Origin of the sequence: Mesorhizobium sp. B283B1A, from assembly GCF_020165735.1 — a bacterium.
Taxonomy (GTDB): domain Bacteria; phylum Pseudomonadota; class Alphaproteobacteria; order Rhizobiales; family Rhizobiaceae; genus Mesorhizobium; species Mesorhizobium opportunistum.
This window is the reverse complement of sequence record NZ_JAIUIQ010000001.1, coordinates 83,139-105,940: the sequence shown is the minus strand read 5'-3', so window position 1 is coordinate 105,940 and position 22,802 is coordinate 83,139. Positions and strand designations below refer to the sequence as shown.

Here is a 22,802-nt window from a genome sequence, read left to right as displayed (position 1 = left end):
GGATGCTAGCCGGGTAAGGAAGACTGGCCGAGTAAGGGAGACTGGCCGTAAGGGACTGGCCTCATGAGGTTCCGTACCGCCGCAGCACCCTGCGACGCCGCCTCGCTCCCGTCTCGCCCTGGGACGACTCACCATGAGACGGCTCGGCCTGGGAAGCGTCCCACTCCAACGCCGCCAGGCAATCGCGCAACGGGCCGGCGTCCTGCGCCGTCTTGGCCATCGACATGGCGCCCGAGTAGGTGGCGATCACCAGCGCCGCAAAGCGCTGGGGATCCATGCCCAGCTCCCTGCCCGCCTGCTGGTCGGCCCCGATCTTGTCGGCGATCGCCTGCCGCCATCCCGAAAAGATGCCGGCAAGGGCGGTGCGGAACTCCGGATCGGCAAGAGACAGTTCGTGCGCCAGGTTGTTGAGCGGGCAGCCGCGCACGAAACCCTGCTGTTCCAGTTCGGCCGCCACAGCCTCGAAGACGAGGCGCACGCCCTCGCGCACCGAGGCCGCAGCCTTGACCGGCATGATCCATGTCTCTTCGACCGCGGCTGCCACGCGCTCCTCGATCACCGCCAGCGCCAGCGCCTTCTTGGTCGGGAAATGGTGATGCAGCGCACCGCCGCTGACCCCTGCCGCCGCCATCAGATCGCCGAGGCTGGACGCGTGATAGCCGCGCACCTGGAACGCGACCTCGGCGACATCGAGCATTTTCCGGCGCATGCCCTGGGGGTCGTTGATGCGGTTGCGAGACCGTGGGCCCGGTCGAATGGTCATCTCTGCTGACATTGCCGGACAATAGCATGTTGACAAAACAGGACAACCGGTCTGTTTATAAACAGGATGATCACCCTGTTTTGGAGAAGAACGCGATGGACCTGCCCCTCAATGCCAAGCCGGAGCTTGCGGCATGCGCGTCGCCCGTCGTCGAGTTGCGGCAATACACGTTGAAATCGGGCCAGCGCGACACACTCATCGACCTCTTCGACAGCAAGTTCATCGAGGGCCAGGAAGACGCCGGGATGACCATTATCGGCCAGTTCAGGGATCTCGACCGTCCCGACATGTTCGTCTGGCTGCGCGGCTTCGACGATATGGAGACTAGGAAAGACGCGCTGACGGCCTTCTATGGCGGCCCGGTCTGGGCCGAACATCGGGACGCCGCTAACGCCACGATGATCGATTCAGACGACGTTCTGCTTTTGAAGCCGGCATGGCCGAGCGCGGGTTTCGATCTGTCGGGGTTGCAAAGGCCAGCCGCGGCGGAAGCCGGAAACCCAAACCCGCAAAGCGCTTTAGATACCCTCGTTGAGATTTCGATTCATCATTTGCGGCCAGGCACCGAAACCGGCTTCGCTGAGCGCTTTCGAACAGAGGCCGCCCCGCAGCTTGCCGCGAACGGCGCGCGCCTGCTCGGGGCGTTCATGACGGAGCGCGCCGAAAACACGTTTTCACGCCTGCCGGTTCGAACCGGCGAAAATGTTTTCCTGTCCGTCACCGGCTTCAAAAGCGAGGATGCCCACGCGCAATGCCAGACGACGCTTGCAGCCTCGCTCGGCTGGCAGGCTTTCCAGCGGGCCGTGGAACCGAGACTGTCAAAGCCGACGGACGTGCTGCGGCTTTCGCCAACCGGGCGATCGCTGCTCGGCACATCAGCGATTGCTTAATCCGGCTGTTTTATGCTGCCGACATCCAATCGGACGTCACCCATGCCGCAGTGGTTCATCGCAACGGTCTTCGGCCTGCTAGCCCTCGCGGCGGTCTGGGGCATATACAGATCGCTGTCCTCGGGCGTCGCCAATGATGGCATTTATCGTTTCGACGTCGATAAAAACCCCTTGGGCTTTGCCTTGGTGATCGCCAGCCGGACCCTCATCATCGCCTTCGCCGTGGCGGTGATCCTGCATGCGCTGGGCCTCATTGGCGACCCGGTGTCGATGCTTCGCTCACTATTCGGCTGAGTTCAGGCTTCGCCGAAGGTCCGGCCGACGGCCCTGGCGACAAAAGCCGGCTCCTCCCAATGCGGATTGTGGCCACAGGCCTCGGCGCGGACGAGGACGGCCTCGGGAAGAGCCCTGAGCAATGCCTGCTGGTGCGCCTCGCCGAACAGCGGGTCGCATGCGCCGGCGATGATCAGCGTCTCGGTCCGCACGGCTCGCGCCGCACCGCTCAGGTCGGCATGGCAGATCTCCTCCAGGATCGCGCGCCAGCGCGCCGCCGGCATCGCCGAGGCATCCTCCGCAAGACCAGCGAGAAAGGGCTGCGGCACGCCGGGCCGGCAGGCATGCCACCAGGCATAGAACGGGTCGGCCGGCGATATCGGGTCATGCAAGGCCTTAACGCCCGCGACCAGCGCATGATCGCGCGAGAAACCAGGCTTCACCGTGCCGGCCATGACCACCAGTCCCCCGACAAGCGCATCATGTCGCGCGGCCAATGCGATGGCCACCATGGCGCCCAGGGAATGACCGACGACGACGGGCCGGTCGAGCCGCAAACGCCCGATCAGCCCGGCGACGTCATCGGCAAAGTCGGCGATGGCGTAGCCCTTGCCTGCTTGCGATCCGCCGTGGCCGCGCAGGTCGGGCATGATCAGCCGGCGGCCGGCCAGATGCGGCGCAAGAAGCGAAAAGCTGCGGCTGGTGTCGGTGAAGCCATGCACCAGAAGCAGCGGCGGCTCGGCGCCCGCGATCTCGACATAGGCGATCTCGAGGTCGCCAACATCGACCAATCGCTTGCGGCCGGCCCAGGCGTCCTGTTCGGCCCCAGCGTCGGGCAAGGCATCCAGCGCGGCCGATCTCACAGGCCGAGCTTTTCCTTGACCGCGGCAAGGCCGGGCTTGCCGTCGAAAGTGGTGACGCCGGCGAGCCAGGCATCGAGGCGGCTCTTATTCAGCGTGACCGCCTTCAGCGCCCCATCCTCCGGCTTCATGCCGTCATTGATCAGGTAGCCCATGCCGACATTCTCGAAATCGATGTCGAAGGCGAGATTTTTCAAGAATTGCGCGACGTTCGGGCACTGATCCAGATAGCCCTTGCGCACCTGCGTCGTCACCGTGGCGGCGCCGAAATTCGGGCCGAAGAACTTGTCGCCGCCGGTCAGATACTTGAAATCGTACATGGTGTTCATCGGATGCGGCGCCCAGCCCTGGAAGACGATGAACTGCTTCTCCTTGATCTCGTAGCCGACCTCGGAGAGCATGCCGGCCTCGCTGGACTCGACCACGTGCCAGCCATCGAGGCCAAAGCTCGGATCGGCGATGGCGTCCATCATCAATTGGTTGGAGCCGGGCTCGATGCCGTACATCTTCTTGCCGAACTTGTCGGCGAACTTGTGCAGGTCGGCAATGTCCTTGACGCCGGCCTCCCAGACATAGGTCGGCACGGCGAAGGTGTATTTGGCGCCGACGAGATTGACGCGCACATTCTCGATCGAGCCATCCTTCTTATAGGGCTCGTAGTAAGTGACCATCGCCGGGTCCCAGTAGCCGAGGAACAGGTCGAGATCCCTGTTCTTCATGCCTTCGTAGATGACGTTGATGCCAAGCACCTCGCTTTGCGGCTGATAGCCGAGCGCTTGCAGCAGGACGTTGGCCACGCCCGTGGTGAAGGCAAGATCATTCCAGCCCGGTTCGGCCATGCGGACCGTCCTGCACTCCTCCGCTTCTGCCGCCTGGGCTGCCTGAGACGCCAGCGCCAACGCGGCAAGACACACGCCATTTGCAAGGATGCGCAACATTTCGGTTCTCCTCTTGTGACCAATTATTGTCGGATTGACCAATTGGTCTTTTTATTGTCCCACTGGTCAATGATTGATCTGACCGGACGAAAATGTCAACGTGGATTCGCCATGCATGGATCGAACCCGTGAAACTCAAGCGTCTCGGCGACATACGCCGCAAGGAATTGCGGCAGGCAGCCTTCGCCGTGCTGGAGCGCGAAGGCATTGCAGGTGCCACGCTGGAAAAGGTTGCCGCCCACGCAGGCGCCTCCAAGGGCATCGTGCTGCACTACTTCCGCAACAAGCAGGAACTGTTCGAGCATGCCATGCGCGAGGCCAATGCCGTCCTGCGCGACGCGGTGGTCACCCGGCTGCGCCAGGCGCGGACGCCGATGGAGCGCCTCGATGCCGTGATCGACGGCAATTTCGAGGAGCACCTGTTCCGGCCACCGCTATGCCATGCCTGGCTTTCGCTTTGCGCCGAGGTCCCGCGCGACGAGAAGCTGGCGCGCATCCAGAGGGTGCTTCACGCCCGCATGCGCTCGAACCTGTTGTCCGGCCTGCGCGGCCTTGCCCCGCCTGGAGATGCGGACGACATAGCGCTTGGCGTCACCGCGCTGATCGACGGGCTTTGGCTGCGGCTCGGCCTGCAACCAGGCAGCGTATCGCGCGAACAGGCGATCCGCCAGGTCAGGGATCTTGTCGCCGCGCGACTGGCCATGCACCGGCCTGCGGCCGTCGGCGCGTAAACCGGCTGGCTTGCCAGCCGGGCTGAGTTTCACCTCATGGGAACAGGCGCACGGTTAGATCGGCCAGCCGGTTGCGCGCTTGCGGTGCTGGAGACCGGATTTCAGATTGCCGCCGCCGGCGGCGTGATCCCCCAGGAGCTTCGCCCATGCCGCCACGGCCGCCGCGCGGGTCAGGCGGGTCTGCGCGAAGTGCTGCGCCTCCGTGGCTATTTCGGCTTCCCTCTTCGGATTGACGCGCAGCCACTCGATGCGTTCGGCCAGGTCCGACATGTCGCGCGCCACCGGGACATAGTGTCGAAACGGCTCGATATCGTCGAAAAACCATTCGCGCCATGGCCGATCCTGCAGCAGGACCACCCGTTTGGTGTGGAGCAGCATCTTGAGGCGGCCACTGTAGCCGGCGCCCTCGATGTCGATCATGTACCTGTACGTCGCGACCTGTTCCTCCATCGTCCTGAACCTGGTGGAATAGCGATTGACGGCGACGTCGTAGTTCGGCTCGGTGTCGTAAGCCTCCAGCAAGTCTGGCCGGGCTTTTGCGAGATCGACGACCCTTTTGCGGGCTTCGTTCATGCAGCGCCCCGCCCAGAACAATCTGTTGTCGCGCGGCGGCTCTTCCGATGCTGCCGCCATCGCTCGTGTCTTCTCATCATAGTCGTCGAACTTTGCGTCCGGCCATCCATCGAAAACGAAATCGGGCGCCGCCACCTCGCCATAGCCGTCGGCTTGGGAGAAGGCAAAGCGGGTGCGGAAACGGCGATGCCTTCTGCGGGACGGGGTGTCCCCGAGAAGCATGTAGAAAGGCGGCATGCTGCGGGCGCCAAGCGACGCCAATGCCTCGGCAATCAGCGTCAGGACCTGCACGTGCCGTTCAAGCCAGGCGGCACGGGAGCGCACGATGAGCTTCCCGTCGTCGAGGCGACAGTAGATTTCACCCCGATTGAGCCCGGGCAGAAAGCGCCGGCCGACCTCGACGACATCGACCGGCAAGGGAAGCTTTCGGTTCGCCATCTCGAGAGTAGCCATTTTCAACAATGCTCTTGCGGGATTCAACAATGCTTCTTGGGAAAGGTATTTCGATAGGAGACCCGTGGCGCTTCACTTGAAACTGCACGACCGCTCGGTCAAGCCGGCTATCCTGTTCGCCCCTCCGAAGCAAGCCGCAGGGCCGGCGGCGATCGAAGTTCATACCGTGGGATAGGCCGCTGGGTTGACCACTGCCGCGACTATGCGGTGCTCTTGGGCTGGCCAAGGCTGCTTTGGAGCGTTCCCATGAAACTTCGCAACAAGCGCGCGCTGGTGACCGGCGGTTCGGACGGCATCGGCCTTGCGATCGCCGAGGCGTTCCTGCGCGAGGGCGCCGATATGCTGATCGTCGGGCGCGACGCCGGCAAGCTCGAAGCCGCTCGCGACAAGCTGATGGCTCCCGGCCCTGTCGGCACGGTCGAGACATTGTCGGCCGATCTTGCCGTCAGCCCCGGCATCGCCGCCGTCGTCGAGCATGTGAATGGCGCCGGCCAGCCGCTCGATATCCTCGTCAACAATGCCGGTGTCGCCTATCTCGTGCCGTTCGAAACCGTCAGCGAGGCGCAATTCCAGCACTCCTTCGCGCTCAATGTGACGGCGGCGTTCTTTCTCACCCAGGGCCTGTTGGAACATTTCGGCGCCGGCGCGTCCGTCATCAACATCTCTTCCTATTTCGCCAACAAGATGATCCCGAAGCGGCCATCCAGCCTCTACTCGCTGTCCAAGGGCGCGCTGAATTCGCTGACCAAGTCGCTTGCCTTCGAACTCGGCCCGCGCGGCATCCGGGTCAACGCCATCGCGCCCGGCACGGTCGACACCGCCATGCGGCGCAAGACCGTCGACAACCTGCCGGCCGAGGCACAGGCGGAGCTGAAGGCCTATGTCGACCGCAGCTATCCGCTGGGCCGCATCGGCCGCCCGGGCGATCTGGCTGGCATCGCGGTCTATCTCGCAAGTGACGAGGCCGCGTGGACGAGCGGTGGTATCTTCGCGATCGATGGCGGGTACACGGCGGGATGAGCGCCAGTTGTCGCCCTGCGTGAGACGGACAGGCGCGGCGCGTTGTTGCCTCGGACCGGATAGATCCGATCGTCGGCCAACGGCTGCTTCAGCTGACGAGTGCAGATCCCATCGACAAGAATAAATACTGATCTTTGTTTATATGCTCCATTCCTCATCAATTAACCATCCAGATGGTCGGCTCGCCATATTCCTTATTTCGCCAGAATATCTTTAGTAACTTTTTACATACGCAATGAATATTGCCCCCACATGCCGATGGGGGATGTACATGAATCTTTTGTTTGGATTTTCCGGGCGGATCGGGCGTGGACAATGGTGGTTGGCCCAGTTCGTGGTGCTGGCCCTGTTGGTGGTGACCGTCGCCGCGCTTGTCCACGTCGGAGGTGCATCGGCTGGTCAAAGGCTCAGGGCGCTTCATTCAGACCGGCTAAGTGTCAATCTGGCGCTAATCACCGGCTCCGTCCTTTCGCTCTGGATCAATTTCGCCGCAACGATCAAGCGGTACCATGATCTGGACAAGTCGGGCGTATGGTCCCTGCTGTTGTTCCTCCCCTATATCGGCGGACTATGGGTGCTCGTCGAATGCGGCTTTTTCTCCGGTTCAGGCGGCAACAACGACTATGGTCCGCCATCCGGCACGGATGATTCCAGAAGCGAGCTCAGCACACACATCTCGCGTATGAAGGCCGAGCACTCTGTTCAGCAGCAATCGCGATCCACCAGGGTGGACCAGCAAGCCAGCAGGATCGATCCCGCACCACGGGCGCCGCAAACGAGGCGTCCCACAGGCCCAACCGGATTCGGCCGCCGCGGCCTCTAGGTCGAGAAAGACAGTTCCGCGAACACGCGGGCGCCTGCATACAAAGCGTAATCCACGGGCCATCTTCAACCGATTTGCATCCTCACCGTCCGCAATCTCCGCTTGATGCGTTTTGTGCAACGCGATACGCCGTTGCCCAAATCGACAGACCGGAGACTTGCCGTGAGCACGCCAAAGACCAGAACCGAAACTGACACGTTCGGTCCCATCGAGGTCGCCGCCGACCGCTATTGGGGCGCGCAGGCGCAGCGTTCCCTGGGCAATTTCAAGATCGGCTGGGAAAAGCAGCCGGTTTCGGTCGTGCGGGCGCTCGGTATCGTCAAGCGGGCGGCAGCGGAAGCCAATATGGAGCTGAAGCGGCTCGATCCCGCCATCGGCAAGGCGATCATCGCGGCCGCGCAGGAGGTTATCGACGGCAAGCTCAACGACCATTTCCCGCTGGTGGTCTGGCAGACCGGCTCGGGCACGCAGTCCAACATGAACGCCAATGAGGTGATCTCCAACCGGGCGATCGAGATGCTGGGCGGCGTCATGGGCTCGAAGAAGCCGGTACACCCCAACGACCACGTCAATATGAGCCAGTCGTCGAACGACACCTATCCGACGGCCATGCACATCGCCTGCGCCGAGCGCATCGTGCACGACCTCCTGCCGGCGCTGAAGCACCTGCACAAGGCGCTGGCCGCCAAGAGCAGGGAGTTCAACCATATCATCAAGATCGGCCGTACCCACACGCAGGATGCCACGCCGCTGACGCTGGGCCAGGAATTCTCGGGCTATGCGGCGCAGGTCGCCTCGTCGATCAAGCGCATCGAGTTGACGCTGCCCGGCCTGCAGGAGCTGGCGCAGGGCGGTACCGCCGTCGGCACCGGCCTCAACGCGCCGGTTGGCTTCGCCGAGCGGGTGGCCGACCGCATCGCCGCCATTACCGGCATCGCCTTCGTCACCGCGCCCAACAAGTTCGAGGCGCTCGCGGCGCACGATTCCATGGTGTTCTCGCACGGCGCCATCAATGCCGCTGCCGCTGCCCTGTTCAAGGTCGCCAACGACATCCGCTTCCTCGGTTCCGGGCCGCGCTCGGGCCTCGGTGAATTGTCGCTGCCGGAAAACGAACCCGGCTCGTCGATCATGCCGGGCAAGGTCAACCCGACACAGTGCGAAGCGTTGACCCAGGTCTGCGTGCAGGTGTTCGGCAACAATGCCGCCGTCACTTTCGCCGGCAGCCAGGGCCATTTCGAGCTCAACGTCTACAACCCGCTGATGGCCTACAACTTCCTGCAGTCGGTGCAGTTGCTCGCCGACGCTTCGGTCTCCTTCACCGACAATTGCGTCGTCGGCATCGAGGCTCGCGAAGACAACATCAAGGCGGCCCTCGACCGCTCGCTGATGCTGGTGACGGCGCTGGCGCCAACCATCGGCTACGACAACGCCGCCAAGATCGCCAAGACCGCGCACAAAAAGGGCACGACGCTGCGCGAGGAAGCGCTGGCCACCGGCCTAGTCAGCGAGGCCGACTATGACCGGCTGGTGCGGCCCGCGGACATGACCCATCCGGGGTGAGGTTTTCGGCGGGAAAATTTACCCCCTTCACCGCGTCATCCGACACGAATTTCGCGCGTGTCGCGCGATCGCGGAAATGTATGACCTGTGAACAATGTGTCGCCGCATAGGCGGCTTTGGTGAACAGTCGGCATCGTCTATCTGGGTGGTCATTCAACCCATTCGGAGAGCCACCATGTCCACCAACACTTCCGCCGCCGGCGCCGGCACAGCGTCCAATAGTTCTGTCACGATCCTGCTCGGCCGCATCCTGCTCGCGGTCATTTTCCTGCTTTCCGGCTTCGGCAAGCTGACTGCCATTTCCGGAACCGCTGGCTATTTCGGCGCCCTCGGGCTGCCGTTGCCAACCGTGACGGCCGTCGTTGTCGGCCTGATCGAACTGCTCGGCGGGCTCGCCATCCTCGTCGGCTTCCAGACCAGGATCGCCGCCTGGGTGCTCGCGATCTTCACGGTCGCCACCGGCCTTGTCGCCCACACCGGCTGGGCCGACCAGATGCAGATGATCCAGTTTCTCAAGAACCTCGCCATCACCGGCGGCTTCCTGCTGCTGGCTTCGTCGGGCGCCGGCGCCTACTCTATCGACGCCAAGCGCGGCTGAGTTTCCCTGTTCTGACGCAGTTCCCGAGGGAAAGCGCTATGCGCTTTTCCTCGGAATTGCTCCAAGCCTTCCCTCCCAAGCCTTGAAAATGGAAGCGGCACGGAATTTTTCGCGCCGCTTCTTCGTTGTCTCAAATAGGCGGCTCTCCGGTTTCAGCCGCAGCCTCGCAGGAGTAGACTGCCTGGCCGCCGGCTGAGCCCGATCGTGCGGCGACAAGGGAGATGGGCCATGGCTCGCAACGCATTGCTCCTGGTTTCGCGGCTGCTGTTTGCCGTGCTGTTCGTACCGTCCGGCTTCCAGGCGCTCGCCAACATCGCCGGCACCACCAATTATTTCGCCGGCCTGGGCCTGCCGCTGCCCACGCTTGCCGCCTGGGGCACGGGCCTGTTCGAGCTGATCGCCGGACTGCTGATCCTCATCGGCTTCCAGACGCGGATCGTGGCGCTGCTGCTTGCCGCCTTCTGCATCGCAGCCGGTTTCATCGGTCATTACGGCCAGGGCGCCGGCGATGCGACGCTCGCCTTCCTGCACCAGCAGATGCTGATGAAGGACATTGCGATCGCGGGCGGCTTCCTGGCGCTGGGCATGGCCGGTGCGGGCGCCTGGTCGGCCGACGGGCGCGACGCGGTTTGATATCTTCTTAGTCCCGAGCCAGGTCGACCCCCACTCCGTCTCGGCTTCGCCGAGCCACCTCTCCCCCGATCGACGGGGTAGAGGAAGGGCGCCAAGTTCTTTGGCGTTAACGCTCGTCCAGCAACGCTCCCTTCCTTTCCCTCCGGAGGGGGGAAAGGTGGCGCTGCGAAGCAGGGACGGAGTGGGGGAAGCCGGTCATCAAACGCGAAACCGCTTGCAAGGTGGCGCGATTGGGTTGATCTGATATCCGCGTGCGCTCTGGTAGACTGTGTCTATTTCACCGACATGCTCGGGCCGCCCTCGACGGCCAGCACCAGCCGGCGGTTGGTGATGCGCGCCAGTTGCGCTAGGCGCCCGGCCGGCCGTTCGCCATAGAGGTCGGCCAGGGATGCCGGCAACACCAATGCCAGCACGCCGTTGGCGCGCTGCTCCCACTTTAGCCTGGGCATGATGCCGGGCATCGAGGCCGTCAGCAGATAGACGACGCGCATCATCGCCGCCAGCACACGGGCGCGCTCCAGATAGCGCGGCGTCGCCAGCGCCTTGATTTCGGGCGCGATGGATTCGTTGAAGATGCCATCGTGGCGATAGGCGTTGGCCAAGGCCAGGAAGGCACGGCCGGGATGGTCGACGCCGAAGAAGGAGGCGTGCGCGATGATGTTGAGCGATTGCCTGCCGCGATACTCCGGATGGGCGCGCCAACCTATATCGGCCAGCAATGCGGCGGCGTGGCGGTAGCGCGCCTCGTCCTCCGTCTCATCAATGCCGAAGGCGGCAAAGGATTTTGCCGTCCAGTCGACCAGTTCATGCGAATGGGTGAGCGAGCGCGAGCGCAGCCGGGCGAGTTCCTCGGATGCCGAAATCAACGGATCGGCCTTCTGCTCGGCCTCGTCGAGCAGTGAATAGAGGAAGCCTTCGCGCACACCGAGTGCCGAGACGATGATCTTCGACGGCTGCATGGCCGCCATGATCTCCTGCAGGACGATAGAGCCGTAAGGCAGCAGCGAGCGGCGATTTTTCGATACGCCTTCAATGCCCTTGATCTTCTCGATCTCGGCTTTTGCCACCTGCTTGAGAAAGGCCGTCGCGCTCTCGGCGGATATCTCGTAGTGGTGCATGACGCCAAGCGGGTAGTTGGTCATCTCCATGTGCAGCCGGGCGAGGTTTCGCCAGGTGCCGCCGACGGCGTAGAAGGGCCGGCCCTGCCCGCCCTTCAACAGCTTGGCCCGCGCCAGTTCGTCGCGCGCGATCTTCTGCGCCTGGGTAAGCGAGTTCTTGGCCATGTCCTGCAGGCGCAGGCCACCGAGCGGCAGCGTTATGCCATCGCCGATCGCCTCGCCATTGACGTCGACCAGTTCGAGGCTGCCGCCGCCGAGATCGCCGGCGATGCCGTTGGCCGGGTGGAAGCCGGAAATGACACCGAGCGCCGAATAATAGGCCTCCTGGCGACCGCTGATGACACGAATCTCGGTCTTCAGCACCTCTTCGGCGCGGTGGATGAAATCGGGACCATTGATCGCCTCGCGGGCGGCGGCGGTGGCCAAGACATACATGTGCTCGGCGCCGGCCTGGTCGGAAAGCGCACGGAAGCGGCGGAACTCCTCCATCGAGCGTGTCACCGCCTCGGGATCGAGTTTGCCGGTCGAAACGATGCCGCGGCCAAGGCCGGCCAGCATCTTTTCGTTGAACAGCATGGTCGGCGAACGCGCCAGTCCCTCATAGACGACAAGGCGGATCGAATTCGACCCGATGTCGATGATGGACAGCGGTCGGCGGTCCTGCAGCCGGCCCTGGGAATCAGACAGCATCAGCCGGACGCTGCGGCGTTCTTCTTGCGGCGCTTGAACTGCGCGATGCGCTTGGGCGCGTGCGACTTCAGCGCGTCACCCCGTCCCGACAGGCTCGGATTGGTCATGAAATATTCCTGCGCGTTGAACGGTTCCTCGCCCTCCTCCAGCACGACGCGCCGGGAGGTTCCATCAGCCAATACGTCGAAACTTTGCTGATTGTCCATGATGTTGCCGAGCATGATCTGGCCAAGGACCTGTTCATGCACAGTTGGATTGGTGATCGGCACCATGGTCTCGACGCGGCGGTCGAGATTGCGCGGCATGAGATCGGCCGAGGAGATGTAGACGATCGCTTCGTCCGAGGGCAGGCCATAGCCATTGCCGAAGCAATAGATGCGGCTGTGCTCGAGGAACCGGCCGACGATCGACTTCACCCGGATGTTTTCCGAAAGCCCCGGAACCTGAGGCCTGAGGCAACAGATACCGCGCACGACGAGGTCGATCTCGACGCCGGCGCGGCTGGCATCATAGAGCGCATCGATGATGATCGGGTCGACAAGCGCGTTCATCTTCATCCAGATGCGAGCCGGCTTTCCTTCCAGCGCATGGGCGACTTCGGCGGAAATGTGCTTGAGGATACGGCTTCTCAGCGTGAAAGGCGAGATCGCCAGCCGCATTTCGTCGGTCGGCTCAGCGTAGCCGGTGATGAAATTGAACAGCTGGGCGACGTCGCGGGCGATCGTCGGATCGGTGGTGAAGAAGGACAGGTCAGTGTAGATGCGCGCGGTGACCGGATGGTAGTTGCCGGTGCCCAGATGCACGTAGTTGCGCAGTTTGCCGTCTTCGCGGCGCACCACCAGCGACATCTTGGCGTGGGTCTTGAGTTCGAGGAAACCGAACACGACCTGCACGCCGGCGCGCTCCAGATCGCGCGCCCAGCGGATGTTGGCTTCCTCGTCGAAACGGGCCTTGAGCTCGACAAGCGCGGTCACCGACTTGCCGGCCTCGGCCGCATCGACCAGCGCGCGCACGATCGGGCTGTCGTTGGAGGTGCGGTAAAGCGTCTGCTTGATCGCCACCACCTCGGGGTCGGCCATGGCCTGGCGCAGGAACTGCACCACGACGTCGAAGGATTCATAGGGGTGGTGGACGATGATGTCCTTCTCGCGGATGGCGGCAAAACAGTCGCCACCATGCTCGCGGATGCGCTCGGGAAAGCGCGGATTGTAGGGCGTGAACTTCAAATCGTCGCGGGCGACCGCCACGATCTCGGAGATCTGGCTGAGCGCCAACGGGCCGGTGAGCACGCTGATACGGCTCGACGAGACGCCAAGCTCGCCGGCGACGAAGTCGCGCAATTCGCTGGGCATCAGCTTGTCGAATTCGATGCGGATCACCGAACCGCGGCGGCGGCGCTTCAGCGCCGTCTCGAACAGGCGCACCAGATCTTCCGATTCCTCCTCGACCTCGATGTCGCTGTCGCGGATGATGCGGAATGTGCCGGAACCCTTGACCTCATAGCCGGGGAACAGCTTGCCGATATAGAGGCCGACCGCCTCTTCCAGCGGGATGAAGCGGACATGGTGTTTGCGATCCGGAAGGCGGATGAAGCGCTTCAGCGCCACCGGCAGGCGCAAGAGCGCGCTCATCTCCTCGCCATTCTTGCGATGGCGAAGCTGCAGCGCCATCGAGAAACCGAGATTGGGAATGAACGGGAATGGATGCGCCGGGTCGATCGACAACGGGGTCAGCACCGGAAACACCTGGTCCTGGAAATGCTCTTCCAGCCAGGCCTTCTCGTCCTTGGTCAGCGCATCCCGCGTAATGGTCTCGATGCCTTCCTTGTTGAGCAGCACGGTCAGCGCCGATAGGCTCTTCTGCTGGTCTTCCTGCAGCCGCTCGACCTCGCGCAGCAGCTGTTCGAGCTGCTGTTCGGGAGTGCGCCCGTCAGGGCTCTTCAAGACGATGCCCTCGCGCACCTGGCCGGCGAGGCCGGCGACGCGGACCATGAAGAACTCGTCGAGATTGGCGGCCGAGATCGACAGGAAGCGGACGCGCTCCAGCAGCGGATGATTGGTGTTCAGCGATTCCTCGAGCACGCGGCGATTGAACTGCAACCAGGAAAATTCGCGATTGACGAAACGGTCTGGATTGCCGCCCTCCGGGCTTGCCGCCTCGACATTGATGAATTCGCTCTGCACCGGCTTCAGTTCGTTCATTGTTCCTGCTCTTCCCACCAGCTCAGCCGGTTAACCGGCTTAACTTATCCTCTGACAGGCTTTTGCGACAGTTTCATTTCATCGATCTTGCAAAGAGACCTGTTATGATCCAGATGCATGCGAGACTGCGTTAAGGAGACGACGATGGCAGGCGGTTCCATTCCCCATTTCCAGAACGATGCGGGCTTTCCGGCAATCGACATCGGTGTCAAGGAATTCATGTGCACGGGCGCCAACCCGCCTTTCGACCATCCGCATGTGTTTCTCGACATGGGTGACGACAATGAGAAGGTCTGCCCCTATTGCTCGACGCTCTACCGCTATTCGCCGAAGCTGAAGGCCACGGAAACGCTGCCGGCGGGCTGCCTTTACATCGACCAGGCCGCCTGATTCTTCCGCGACGGGCCTGATGGACGACAAGCGCTCCCGGCAAGTCGTCATCGCCGGAGCGGGCGTTGCCGGGCTGACCGCAGCACTTGCCTTCGCCGAACGCGGCTACCCCGTGCAGGTGTTCGAACAGGCGCAGCGGCTGGAGGCCGTGGGAGCCGGCATCCAGCTTTCCCCCAACGCGACACGCATCCTGCGCCAGCTCGGCGTGCTCGACCGGCTGCTGCCGGCCGCGGTGCGGCCGGAGGCCGTCGTGCTGAAGGACGCAAGGACGTTGCGCGAACTGGCGCGTGTCCCCCTCGGGCAAGCCGCCGAAGAACGCTGGGGCGCGCCTTATCTCGTCGCCCACAGAGCCGATCTGCAGAGCGCGCTGACCGCACACGTCGCCGAAAGCCCGAATATTCAGCTGGTCAAGGGTGCGCGCGTCAGCGGCTTTGCCACAGGCGACCATGGTGTGGCGGCGACGCTGGAGACGGACGGCAAGATCGTCCAGTCACAGGGCTTCCTTTTGGTCGGCGCCGACGGCGTGTGGTCATCGGTGCGCGCGGTTGTCGATCGGGCTCGGGGGGGATCGTCAAGAAGCCGTTTTTCCGGCGAACTGGCCTGGCGCACGACCGTCACCGCCGATAGCGGCGCCGGACAAGCCTTTGCCGCGATTGGGGCGGCTGATTGTGTCACGACTTTTCTGCATCCGGGATTCCACATGGTCGCCTATCCCGTCAGCAAGGGCGATGCCTTCAACCTTGTCGCCTTCACCAAAGGCGAGCGCATTGCCGAGGGTTGGTCGGGTCGTGCCGATCCCGTCATCCTCGCCAATGCAATGAGCGGCACGGCGGCAGCCCTTGCAAGACTGGTCGAAATGGCCGGCCCGTGGCTGACCTGGCCACTCCATACCGTCGACCAGAAGCAGCACTGGACGACACCAACTGGCATCGCCCTGATTGGCGACGCCGCACATGCGATGACCCCATTCGCGGCACAAGGGGCTGCCATGGCCATCGAAGATGCCGCAACGCTTGCCGGGGTAATTGCCGACTTCCCGGCCAATCCGAAGCAGGGCCTGGCGATCTGGGAAAATCTCAGGCGAGCCCGCGTCGAGAAGGTGATCCGGCGCGGCGCGCTCAACCGGCTGGCCTGGCACGCGTGGGGCCCGGTGGCATTGGCTCGCAACCTGGTGCTGGCGACGCGGCCCGCGGAAAAACTCGCGGCGGATCTGGACTGGCTCTACGGGTGGGAGCAACCGAAGATTGTCAGGCGGTGACGTGTCATCACGTCATTCAGCCTTGACGTCGCAGTGAAATGTAGTTACATTTTTGTGGTTACAAAATATGGAAGAATTGCGATTTGAGTGGGATCTCGAAAAGGCCAGATCGAATCTGCGCAAACATGGTGTGAGCTTCGAAACCGCGGTTAGCATTTTCTCCGATCCCTTCGCGCTAACGGAGCAGGACAGAGTCGAAGACGGCGAATACCGTTGGCAGACGACCGGCGCGGTTGATGACATGCTTGTGTTGTTGATTGCCCATGTCGATCGGGAAGAAGACGGAATGGAGGTGATCCGCATCATTTCCGCGCGGCGAGCGACTACAAGGGAGAAGAAACGTTATGCGCAAAATCGTTCAATATAAATATGATCCGGCCAATCCACCTCCTCTGACAAAAGCACAGAAAGCGGAGATCGCGGCTTTGAAGGCGCGACCGGAGGATGATGTCGATACGAGCGATATTCCCGAATTGACCGAGGAGTTCTGGCAGAACGCTGTCCGAAATCCCTATTTCAAGCCGGTCAAGCAACAACTGACCCTTCGCCTCGATTCCGATCTCGTTGCCTGGTTCAAAAGGAGCGCACCGGATGGTCGCGGCTACCAAAGCGCAATCAACAGAGCGCTTCGAGAATATGTGTCCAAACAGGACCGCAAGACCGGCTGATCAGCCCGAATGATCTTCAATTATACAGCCGCATCGACAGCCCCAGCGAAGCCGGAAGCGGGTTCCACCAGCCGGTGCGCAGGCCGGCGGTGCGTAGCGCCGCCGCCGTCCAGGTGTTGCAGCCGACCAGTGCGTTGAAATGGCCGTTCGCCTCGTAGAAGCGGTCGAACCTGGAATAGGCTGCATTCTCGATGACGATTGGGCCGCCAGTCCCCTGCTGGAAGCTGGCTGCGATAAAATCGAGCAAGTCCGCAAAACGGTCCTCGCCGATATCGAAACCGGCAATGTCGGGATGTGGCTCGGCGATGGCGCCGGCGACATCGACATGCATGACCGACGCGTCAATGGTCAGTGCTTTCATCACCGGAATGGCCTTCAGCTGCGACCAAGTCGGCGTTTCCAGATAGAAGGCGCGGCCACCCCAGCCAAAGACGATGTAGCGCACCTCGGGACTGTCGGCGGGGATGCCGGCCTCGACCAGGAAACGAAAGCGCTGGCGCACGGCATCGTCCACCGGAATGGCGATGTCGGTGTGGATCGGGTTCTTCAGCACCAATACGTGCCGGGTGCCCTCGCCCGCAGCGGCGGCCGGCCACAGTGGCCGCGGCAACAGCGTGCCGAGCGTCGCGGCGAGCGCGGCCGCTATCAACAGCAGACCCAGAAAACGGCCGAGTTTTCTCATGAGGCGGCGACTCTGCGGCTCAGTCGCGTTCCAATGCAAGCGATCCACTCGCTCAAATGCAAGGAAGCCCGGCCTTGGTGCGGCCGGGCTTCCTGAACTGGCGTCGGATCGCTCAGTGCAGGATCTGCGACAGGAACAGTTTCGTGCGCTCGTGGCGCGGGTGGTCGAAGAACTCGGCCGGCGTGTTCTGCTCGACGATCTGCCCCTGATCCATGAAGATCACCCGGTTGGCGACCTTGCGGGCAAAACCCATTTCGTGGGTGACGCACAGCATGGTCATGCCTTCCTCGGCCAGGCCAACCATGGTCTCCAGCACTTCCTTGATCATTTCCGGATCGAGCGCCGAGGTCGGCTCGTCGAACAGCATGATGCGCGGGTTCATGCACAGCGAGCGCGCGATCGCCACGCGCTGCTGCTGGCCGCCGGACAGCTGGCCGGGATACTTGTTGGCCTGTTCCGGGATCTTCACGCGCTTGAGGAAATGCATGGCGATTTCCTCGGCCTGCTTCTTCGGCGTCTTGCGCACCCAGATCGGCGCCAGCGTGCAGTTCTCCAGGATGGTCAGATGCGGGAACAGGTTGAAGTGCTGGAACACCATGCCGACCTCGCGGCGCACCTCGTCGATCTTCTTCAGATCATTGGTCAGTTCCTTGCCGTCGACGATGATCTTGCCCTTCTGGTGCTCTTCCAGCCGGTTGATGCAGCGGATCATCGTCGATTTGCCGGAGCCGGACGGGCCGCAGATGACGATGCGCTCGCCGCGCATCACTTTCAAATTGATGTCCTTCAGGACATGGAACTCGCCATACCATTTGTGCATGGCGATGATGTCGATGGCGACATCGGTGGTGGAGATATGCATCTTGGCGGCGTTGACCTTGATCTCTTCCGCGCTGACGGCATTTTCGGTGGCCATGACGGGGTCCCCTTGCTTTTTTGTTTAGCGTTTGTGGCCGGTGTCGAGCCGGCGTTCAGTGTACATTGAATAGCGCGACATGCCGAAGCAGAACAGCCAGAACACAAAGGCGGCGAAGACGAGACCGGATTTCGCGGTCTGCGCCGTTGCCCAATTGGCGTCGGAAAAGTTCTGCTTGACGATGCCGAGCAGGTCGAACATCGAGATGATGAGGACCAGGCTGGTGTCCTTGAACATGCCGATGAAGGTGTTGACGATGCCGGGGATGACCAGCTTCAGCGCCTGCGGCAACACGATCAGGCTCATCTTCTGCCAGTAGCCGAGGCCGAGCGAATCGGCGCCTTCATACTGGCCCTTCGGGATCGCCTGCAGCCCGCCACGCACCACCTCGGCCATATAGGCGGCGGCAAACAGCGACACGCCGATCAGTGCCCGCAAATATTTGTCGAAGGTGACGCCGGCCGGCAGGAACAGCGGCAGCATGACGGAGACGAAGAACAGGACGGTGATCAGCGGGATGCCGCGCACGGCTTCGATGAAGATGACGCACAGCATCTTGACGATCGGCATCTTGGAGCGCCGGCCGAGCGCCAGCACTGTGCCCAGCGGCAGCGACACGGCGATGCCGACGAAGGAGAGGCTGAGCGTGATCAGCAGCCCGCCCCAGCGCGAGGTTTCGACATGCGGCAGGCCGAACATGCCGCCGACCAGCAGGAAGAAGGAAACGATCGGCAGCACCAGGAAAAGCAGGATGGCATTCAACCCCTTGCGGGGCACGCGCGGGATCAGCATCGGTATCAGCAGCGCCGCGAACAGGATGGCGACCACGATCGGCCGCCAGCGCTCCTCGACCGGATACGTGCCGAACATGAACTGGCCGAACTTGGCGTTGACGAAGGCCCAGCAGGCGCCGCTCCAGCCATCCGGCTGAATGCCGCCTTGCGCAACGGTCGCGCAGACGGTGCGATCCGGCCCGGTCCAGACGGCATTGATGAACGCCCAGCCGATGACCTGCGGCAGCACCCAGGCGACGATGATGATGCCGAGGATGGTCAGGATGGTGTCGCCGACCGTGCCGACCAGGTTCTTGCGCACCCAGGCGATCGGACCGCTGACGCTTGCCGGCGGCGGCTGCGCCAGCGCCATTTCGGTACGCACCCAGGTCATGTCGTGTTCCTGCATGGTCCTACCTCTCCACCAGCGCCATTCTGGCGTTGACCACGTTCATGACGGCCGATGTCACCAGGCTGAGGATGAGATAGGCGATCATCATGATCAGCACGCCTTCGACCGCCTGTCCGGTCTGGTTGAGCACCGTGCCGGCGGTCGCCGTCAGGTCAGGGTAGCCAATGGCGATGGCCAGCGAGGAGTTCTTGGTCAGGTTGAGATACTGGCTGGTCAGCGGCGGAATGACGATGCGCATGGCTTGCGGCACCACGACCAGCCGCAGGATCGATCCGGACCGCAAGCCAAGGGCGGCGGCGGCCTCGGTCTGGCCCTTGCTTACGCCCCTGATGCCGGCCCGCACGATCTCTGCGATGAAGGCCGCCGTGTAGCAGGACAGCGCCAGGTAGAGCGACAGGAACTCCGGCTTCACCTGAAAGCCGCCGGTCAGGTTGAAGGTCGACTGTTTCGGAAGATCGAAACTCAGCGGAAAGCCGCTCAGCACGTAAGCCAGCAGCGGCAGCCCGACGATCAGCGCCACGGAAGTCCACAACACAGGAAATTGCTGGCCTGTCGCCATCTGCCGCTGACGCGCCTTGCGGGCGACGAACCACGCCATGGCGATGCCGACGACGAGCGCGACCAGGATCAGCCAGGAGCCGTCGCCCCAGACCGGGCGCGGAAAGTAGAAGCCGCGCTGGTTGAGGAAGGAGCCGAAGGGCAGGTTGTAGCTGTCACGCGGCGGCGGCAGCACGGCCAGCACGCCCGAATACCAGAAGAAGATGACCAGCAGCGGCGGGATGTTGCGGAAGATCTCGACATAGACGGTGCAGATCTTCTGGATCAGCCAGTTCTGCGACAAACGGCCGATGCCGATGACGAAGCCGATGATGGTGGCGGTGATGATGCCGGCGACGGCGACGATGATGGTGTTGATCAGGCCGACGATGATGGCGCGGCCATAGGTCGAGTCCGACGTATAGGCGATCGGCGTGTCCGAGATGTCGAAACCCGCGCGTCCCCTGAGGAAACCGAAGCCGGAGGCGATGTGCAGGCGCTGCAGATTGTCGATGACGTTCTGCACGATCCACCAGACAGAGCCGAACAGCACGATGACGACCAGCGTCTGGAAGAAGAGACTGCGGACTTTCGGATCATTGACGAACGAAGCCCGGCTTGGCTCCTCGCGAAGGATTTCCTGCGATGCCATGCGACTATCCCCTGGAAAGAGAAACCGGGAGGCAGACGATCTGCCTCCCGGATCACATTTCGGTCAGCGGATCGGCGGAGCGTATTGCAGGCCGCCCTTGGTCCACAGCGCGTTGATGCCGCGGGCGATCTTGAGCGGGCTTCCCGAGCCGACATTGCGGTCGAACATTTCGCCGTAGTTGCCGACGGCCTTGACGATGTTGACGACCCAGTCGTTGGAGACACCGAGATCGGTGCCGATCTTGGTGTCGGCTTCCTGGCCGAGCACGCGCTTGATCTCCGGGCTGGCGGAGTTCTTCATCTCATCGACATTGGCCTTGGTGATGCCGAGTTCCTCGGCGTCGAGCAGCGCGAAATAAGTCCACTTGACGATGTGGTACCACTGGTCGTCGCCCTGGCGCACCGCCGGTCCGAGCGGCTCCTTGGAGATGATCTCGGGCAGCACGACGTGATCCGCCGGCGAGCCGAGGGTCAGGCGGATGCCGTAGAGACCCGACTGGTCGGTGGTGTAGACGTCGCAGCGCCCGGCGTCATAGGCGGCATTGACCTCTTCGAGCTTCTCGAAGACGACCGGGTTGTACTCCATCTTGTTCGCCTTGAAGTAGTCGGCGAGGTTGAGCTCGGTGGTGGTGCCGCTCTGCACGCAGACGGCGGCGCCCGAAAGCTGGAGGGCCGAGTTGACGCCCGGCAGCTTCTTGGCATTGATCATGAAGCCCTGGCCGTCATAGTAGGTGACGCCGATGAAGTTCAGGCCAAGTGCCGTGTCGCGGTTGATGGTCCAGGTGGTGTTGCGCGACAGGATGTCGACTTCGCCGGACTGCAGGGCGGTGAAGCGCTCCTTGGCGCTGAGCGGCGTGAACTTGACCTTGGTGCCGTCACCGAAGACCGCGGCTGCGACAGCACGGCAGAAATCCGCATCGATGCCTTGCCAGTCACCCTTGTCGTCCGGCGCCGAGAAGCCGGCGAGACCTGTCGAGACGCCGCACTGGATGAAGCCTTTCGCCTTGACCGTATCGAGCGTGGTAGCCGACGCGGCCGACGCCATCAATCCAAGCGCAGCGGCGCCAAGAATGCCGATAGCAATGTGTTTCATGACCCACAGACCCTTTTCTGTTTTCAGGCAAAACCTGATCTTTTTTCCCGTGTGAACGCAGCTCCCATTCCGGCCCATTCCCGGAACCCCGCATCGTAAACCGACGCGCTGCCTCCCATTCACGGACAGCATCGAAGGCGATAATTCCCGTGAGGTCAAGGGAAATGACTGATTTCCAACGTGTTTGAAAATCGATTGCCCCGAATGCCTGAATTGCGGACAAGAGCGCCCGCGATTTAGTCATGAGCGCAAATAAAGTCGGCACGATCAGCTTTACGTAAAGTGAGGTTCCCGGTCGAAATCCGTCCTTGCCCGTTACTCGGCGTTACTGGCGCCTCGCCGCGATCGACTGATATCACCTGTCTCCGGGCAAACACGGCCGCAGCGTTCGCGAGCAAGGATACGACGCTGTTCAGGATGGCCCGACGATGAACCAGACGCCGATTGCCGCCATCAGCGCGCCCGAAATGCGCGGCACCAATTGCCCTGTGGGGATGATCTTCTCCAGCAGGACGAGTGCGGCGATGCCGGCGATCCACAGCACGTTCATGACGCCGCCGACGAACAGCAGAGCCATCAGCGCCCAGCAGCAGCCGAGGCAATAGGCACCGTGGGCGACACCGAGCCGAAGCGCGCCGAACGGAGCGGAACGGAACCCGCCATGGCTGGCCAGGAACGCGATCGGCGCCTGGCATTGCCGCAGGCAGACGCCCTTCATCGGCGTCCATTGATAAAGACCGGCCGCGATCAGGACGAGACCGCCGAGGATCGCGCTGCCGGTCGCCATCGAGGGGCTGAGCAAGGCAAGACCGGCGAGCAGCCATTGCGCGGCGGTCGCCACCAGGCTGAAGACGACCCAGACCGCGAGATAACCGGCAAAGAACCATCCCGTCGAGGCAATGGGCCGGCCGTCGGCCCGCGCCTTGCGGCCGACACCGGCATAGAGCAGCAGCATCGGCGCCACCGAAGGCGTCATCATGCCGACCATCATCACCGTCCACATCGTGAAGATGAAAGCGAAATCGGCCGCTGCCCAGGCCCGGAAAACGGGCGCCGCGGTGGCGCCCATGTCCATGCCGGTCATGTCCATGCCGGCCATGTTCATGCCGGCCATGTTCGACATGTCCATTTCAGCCATGCCGCCGCCCGCGCCGGCCGGAGCGGGCGAACCGGTGGTGACCATGCCGGCGGCGAGCCACAGCACATAGGCCCAGGCGAGCATCGCGATCACGACGAGCGCGGCCGTCACGACCGCGCGGTCGCGCCGCAGCACCGCCTCGAGGGTCGTGTCGCTCATG

Annotated in this window: 24 protein-coding genes; 12 read left to right on the top strand and 12 right to left on the bottom strand. The window is 62.9% G+C overall.

From position 1 onward, the window contains the following. Positions 1–61: 61 nt before the first annotated feature. Positions 62–709 carry a TetR/AcrR family transcriptional regulator gene (locus LB577_RS00580; protein ID WP_224685120.1) on the bottom strand — a complete coding sequence of 216 codons (648 nt, stop codon included), beginning with the start codon at positions 707–709 and terminating at the stop codon, positions 62–64. 149 nt (positions 710–858) lie between these two features. On the opposite strand from LB577_RS00580, the gene LB577_RS00575 reads away from it, so the two are divergent. Both LB577_RS00575 and LB577_RS00570 read left to right on the top strand, forming a co-directional pair. After that, positions 859–1,653, top strand: a complete 795-nt coding sequence (locus tag LB577_RS00575; RefSeq protein ID WP_224685228.1) for an NIPSNAP family protein — start codon at positions 859–861, stop codon at positions 1,651–1,653. Positions 1,654–1,695: 42 nt separating this feature from the next. After that, positions 1,696–1,947: a hypothetical protein gene (locus tag LB577_RS00570; protein WP_140571673.1), complete on the top strand. Its 252-nt coding sequence runs from the start codon at positions 1,696–1,698 to the stop codon at positions 1,945–1,947. Between the two features lie 2 nt (positions 1,948–1,949). Here the strand turns inward: LB577_RS00570 and LB577_RS00565 are convergent, their stop codons facing one another. Together LB577_RS00565 and choX are read right to left on the bottom strand one after the other, a co-directional pair. Beyond that, complete coding sequence (locus tag LB577_RS00565; protein ID WP_224685119.1) at positions 1,950–2,789, bottom strand: alpha/beta fold hydrolase; 840 nt, start codon at positions 2,787–2,789, stop codon at positions 1,950–1,952. Continuing rightward, positions 2,786–3,724: a choline ABC transporter substrate-binding protein gene (choX, locus tag LB577_RS00560; protein WP_013896193.1), complete on the bottom strand. Its 939-nt coding sequence runs from the start codon at positions 3,722–3,724 to the stop codon at positions 2,786–2,788. Before choX ends, LB577_RS00565 begins: the two co-directional genes overlap by 4 nt. Positions 3,725–3,816: 92 nt before the next feature. Between choX and betI the strand changes: the two genes are divergently transcribed. Further along, positions 3,817–4,455, top strand: coding sequence for a choline-responsive transcriptional repressor BetI (betI, locus tag LB577_RS00555; RefSeq protein ID WP_224685118.1), 639 nt, complete (start codon positions 3,817–3,819; stop codon positions 4,453–4,455). A gap of 54 nt (positions 4,456–4,509) precedes the next feature. On the opposite strand, the gene LB577_RS00550 is transcribed toward betI, so the two are convergent. Then, positions 4,510–5,481: a glycosyl transferase family 90 gene (locus LB577_RS00550; RefSeq protein ID WP_224685117.1), complete on the bottom strand. Its 972-nt coding sequence runs from the start codon at positions 5,479–5,481 to the stop codon at positions 4,510–4,512. Positions 5,482–5,727: 246 nt separating this feature from the next. On the opposite strand from LB577_RS00550, the gene LB577_RS00545 reads away from it, so the two are divergent. The 5 genes from LB577_RS00545 (at position 5,728) to LB577_RS00525 (ending at position 10,115) form a co-directional block, all read left to right on the top strand. Continuing rightward, positions 5,728–6,501: an SDR family NAD(P)-dependent oxidoreductase gene (locus tag LB577_RS00545; protein WP_224685116.1), complete on the top strand. Its 774-nt coding sequence runs from the start codon at positions 5,728–5,730 to the stop codon at positions 6,499–6,501. Positions 6,502–6,772: 271 nt separating this feature from the next. Continuing rightward, the gene (locus LB577_RS00540; RefSeq protein WP_224685115.1) at positions 6,773–7,324 is read left to right on the top strand and encodes a DUF805 domain-containing protein; all 552 of its coding nucleotides are present in this window, start codon (positions 6,773–6,775) and stop codon (positions 7,322–7,324) included. Between the two features lie 162 nt (positions 7,325–7,486). Beyond that, complete coding sequence (gene fumC / locus LB577_RS00535) at positions 7,487–8,884, top strand: class II fumarate hydratase (protein WP_224685114.1); 1,398 nt, start codon at positions 7,487–7,489, stop codon at positions 8,882–8,884. Between the two features lie 175 nt (positions 8,885–9,059). Next, on the top strand, positions 9,060–9,482 hold the full coding sequence (locus LB577_RS00530) for a DoxX family protein (protein WP_023766427.1): 423 nt from the start codon (positions 9,060–9,062) through the stop codon (positions 9,480–9,482). A 228-nt stretch (positions 9,483–9,710) separates the two neighbouring features. Beyond that, positions 9,711–10,115: a DoxX family protein gene (locus LB577_RS00525; RefSeq protein WP_140571691.1), complete on the top strand. Its 405-nt coding sequence runs from the start codon at positions 9,711–9,713 to the stop codon at positions 10,113–10,115. A gap of 272 nt (positions 10,116–10,387) precedes the next feature. Here LB577_RS00525 and ppx read toward each other — a convergent pair whose 3' ends face one another. Together ppx and LB577_RS00515 are read right to left on the bottom strand one after the other, a co-directional pair. Beyond that, positions 10,388–11,923, bottom strand: coding sequence for an exopolyphosphatase (ppx, locus tag LB577_RS00520; protein ID WP_013896201.1), 1,536 nt, complete (start codon positions 11,921–11,923; stop codon positions 10,388–10,390). Then, a complete protein-coding gene (locus LB577_RS00515) occupies positions 11,923–14,124 on the bottom strand; it encodes an RNA degradosome polyphosphate kinase (RefSeq protein WP_224685113.1) in 2,202 nt (733 codons plus the stop codon). Before LB577_RS00515 ends, ppx begins: the two co-directional genes overlap by 1 nt. 144 nt (positions 14,125–14,268) lie before the next feature. On the opposite strand from LB577_RS00515, the gene LB577_RS00510 reads away from it, so the two are divergent. From LB577_RS00510 to LB577_RS00495, 4 genes are all read left to right on the top strand, one after another. Further along, entirely contained in the window at positions 14,269–14,514 is a 246-nt protein-coding gene (locus LB577_RS00510; RefSeq protein ID WP_013896203.1) for a zinc-finger domain-containing protein, read from the top strand. Positions 14,515–14,533: 19 nt separating this feature from the next. Next, positions 14,534–15,772: an FAD-dependent monooxygenase gene (locus tag LB577_RS00505; protein WP_224685112.1), complete on the top strand. Its 1,239-nt coding sequence runs from the start codon at positions 14,534–14,536 to the stop codon at positions 15,770–15,772. A gap of 67 nt (positions 15,773–15,839) precedes the next feature. Continuing rightward, complete coding sequence (locus LB577_RS00500) at positions 15,840–16,139, top strand: BrnT family toxin (RefSeq protein ID WP_224685111.1); 300 nt, start codon at positions 15,840–15,842, stop codon at positions 16,137–16,139. Then, on the top strand, positions 16,117–16,440 hold the full coding sequence (locus LB577_RS00495) for a BrnA antitoxin family protein (protein WP_224685110.1): 324 nt from the start codon (positions 16,117–16,119) through the stop codon (positions 16,438–16,440). The genes LB577_RS00500 and LB577_RS00495 overlap by 23 nt, the downstream gene beginning before the upstream one ends. A 16-nt stretch (positions 16,441–16,456) precedes the next feature. Here LB577_RS00495 and LB577_RS00490 read toward each other — a convergent pair whose 3' ends face one another. The 6 genes from LB577_RS00490 to LB577_RS00465 form a co-directional block, all read right to left on the bottom strand. After that, a complete protein-coding gene (locus LB577_RS00490; RefSeq protein ID WP_224685109.1) occupies positions 16,457–17,122 on the bottom strand; it encodes a TIGR02117 family protein in 666 nt (221 codons plus the stop codon). A 112-nt stretch (positions 17,123–17,234) separates the two neighbouring features. After that, the gene (locus tag LB577_RS00485) at positions 17,235–17,984 is read right to left on the bottom strand and encodes an amino acid ABC transporter ATP-binding protein (RefSeq protein ID WP_031240865.1); all 750 of its coding nucleotides are present in this window, start codon (positions 17,982–17,984) and stop codon (positions 17,235–17,237) included. A 78-nt stretch (positions 17,985–18,062) separates the two neighbouring features. Beyond that, the gene (locus tag LB577_RS00480) at positions 18,063–19,220 is read right to left on the bottom strand and encodes an amino acid ABC transporter permease (RefSeq protein WP_023766422.1); all 1,158 of its coding nucleotides are present in this window, start codon (positions 19,218–19,220) and stop codon (positions 18,063–18,065) included. Between the two features lie 4 nt (positions 19,221–19,224). After that, on the bottom strand, positions 19,225–20,412 hold the full coding sequence (locus tag LB577_RS00475; RefSeq protein WP_224685108.1) for an amino acid ABC transporter permease: 1,188 nt from the start codon (positions 20,410–20,412) through the stop codon (positions 19,225–19,227). Between the two features lie 63 nt (positions 20,413–20,475). Next, on the bottom strand, positions 20,476–21,504 hold the full coding sequence (locus LB577_RS00470) for an amino acid ABC transporter substrate-binding protein (protein ID WP_023766421.1): 1,029 nt from the start codon (positions 21,502–21,504) through the stop codon (positions 20,476–20,478). A gap of 412 nt (positions 21,505–21,916) precedes the next feature. Next, a complete protein-coding gene (locus LB577_RS00465) occupies positions 21,917–22,801 on the bottom strand; it encodes a DUF2182 domain-containing protein (RefSeq protein ID WP_224685107.1) in 885 nt (294 codons plus the stop codon). Position 22,802: the final 1 nt, after the last annotated feature.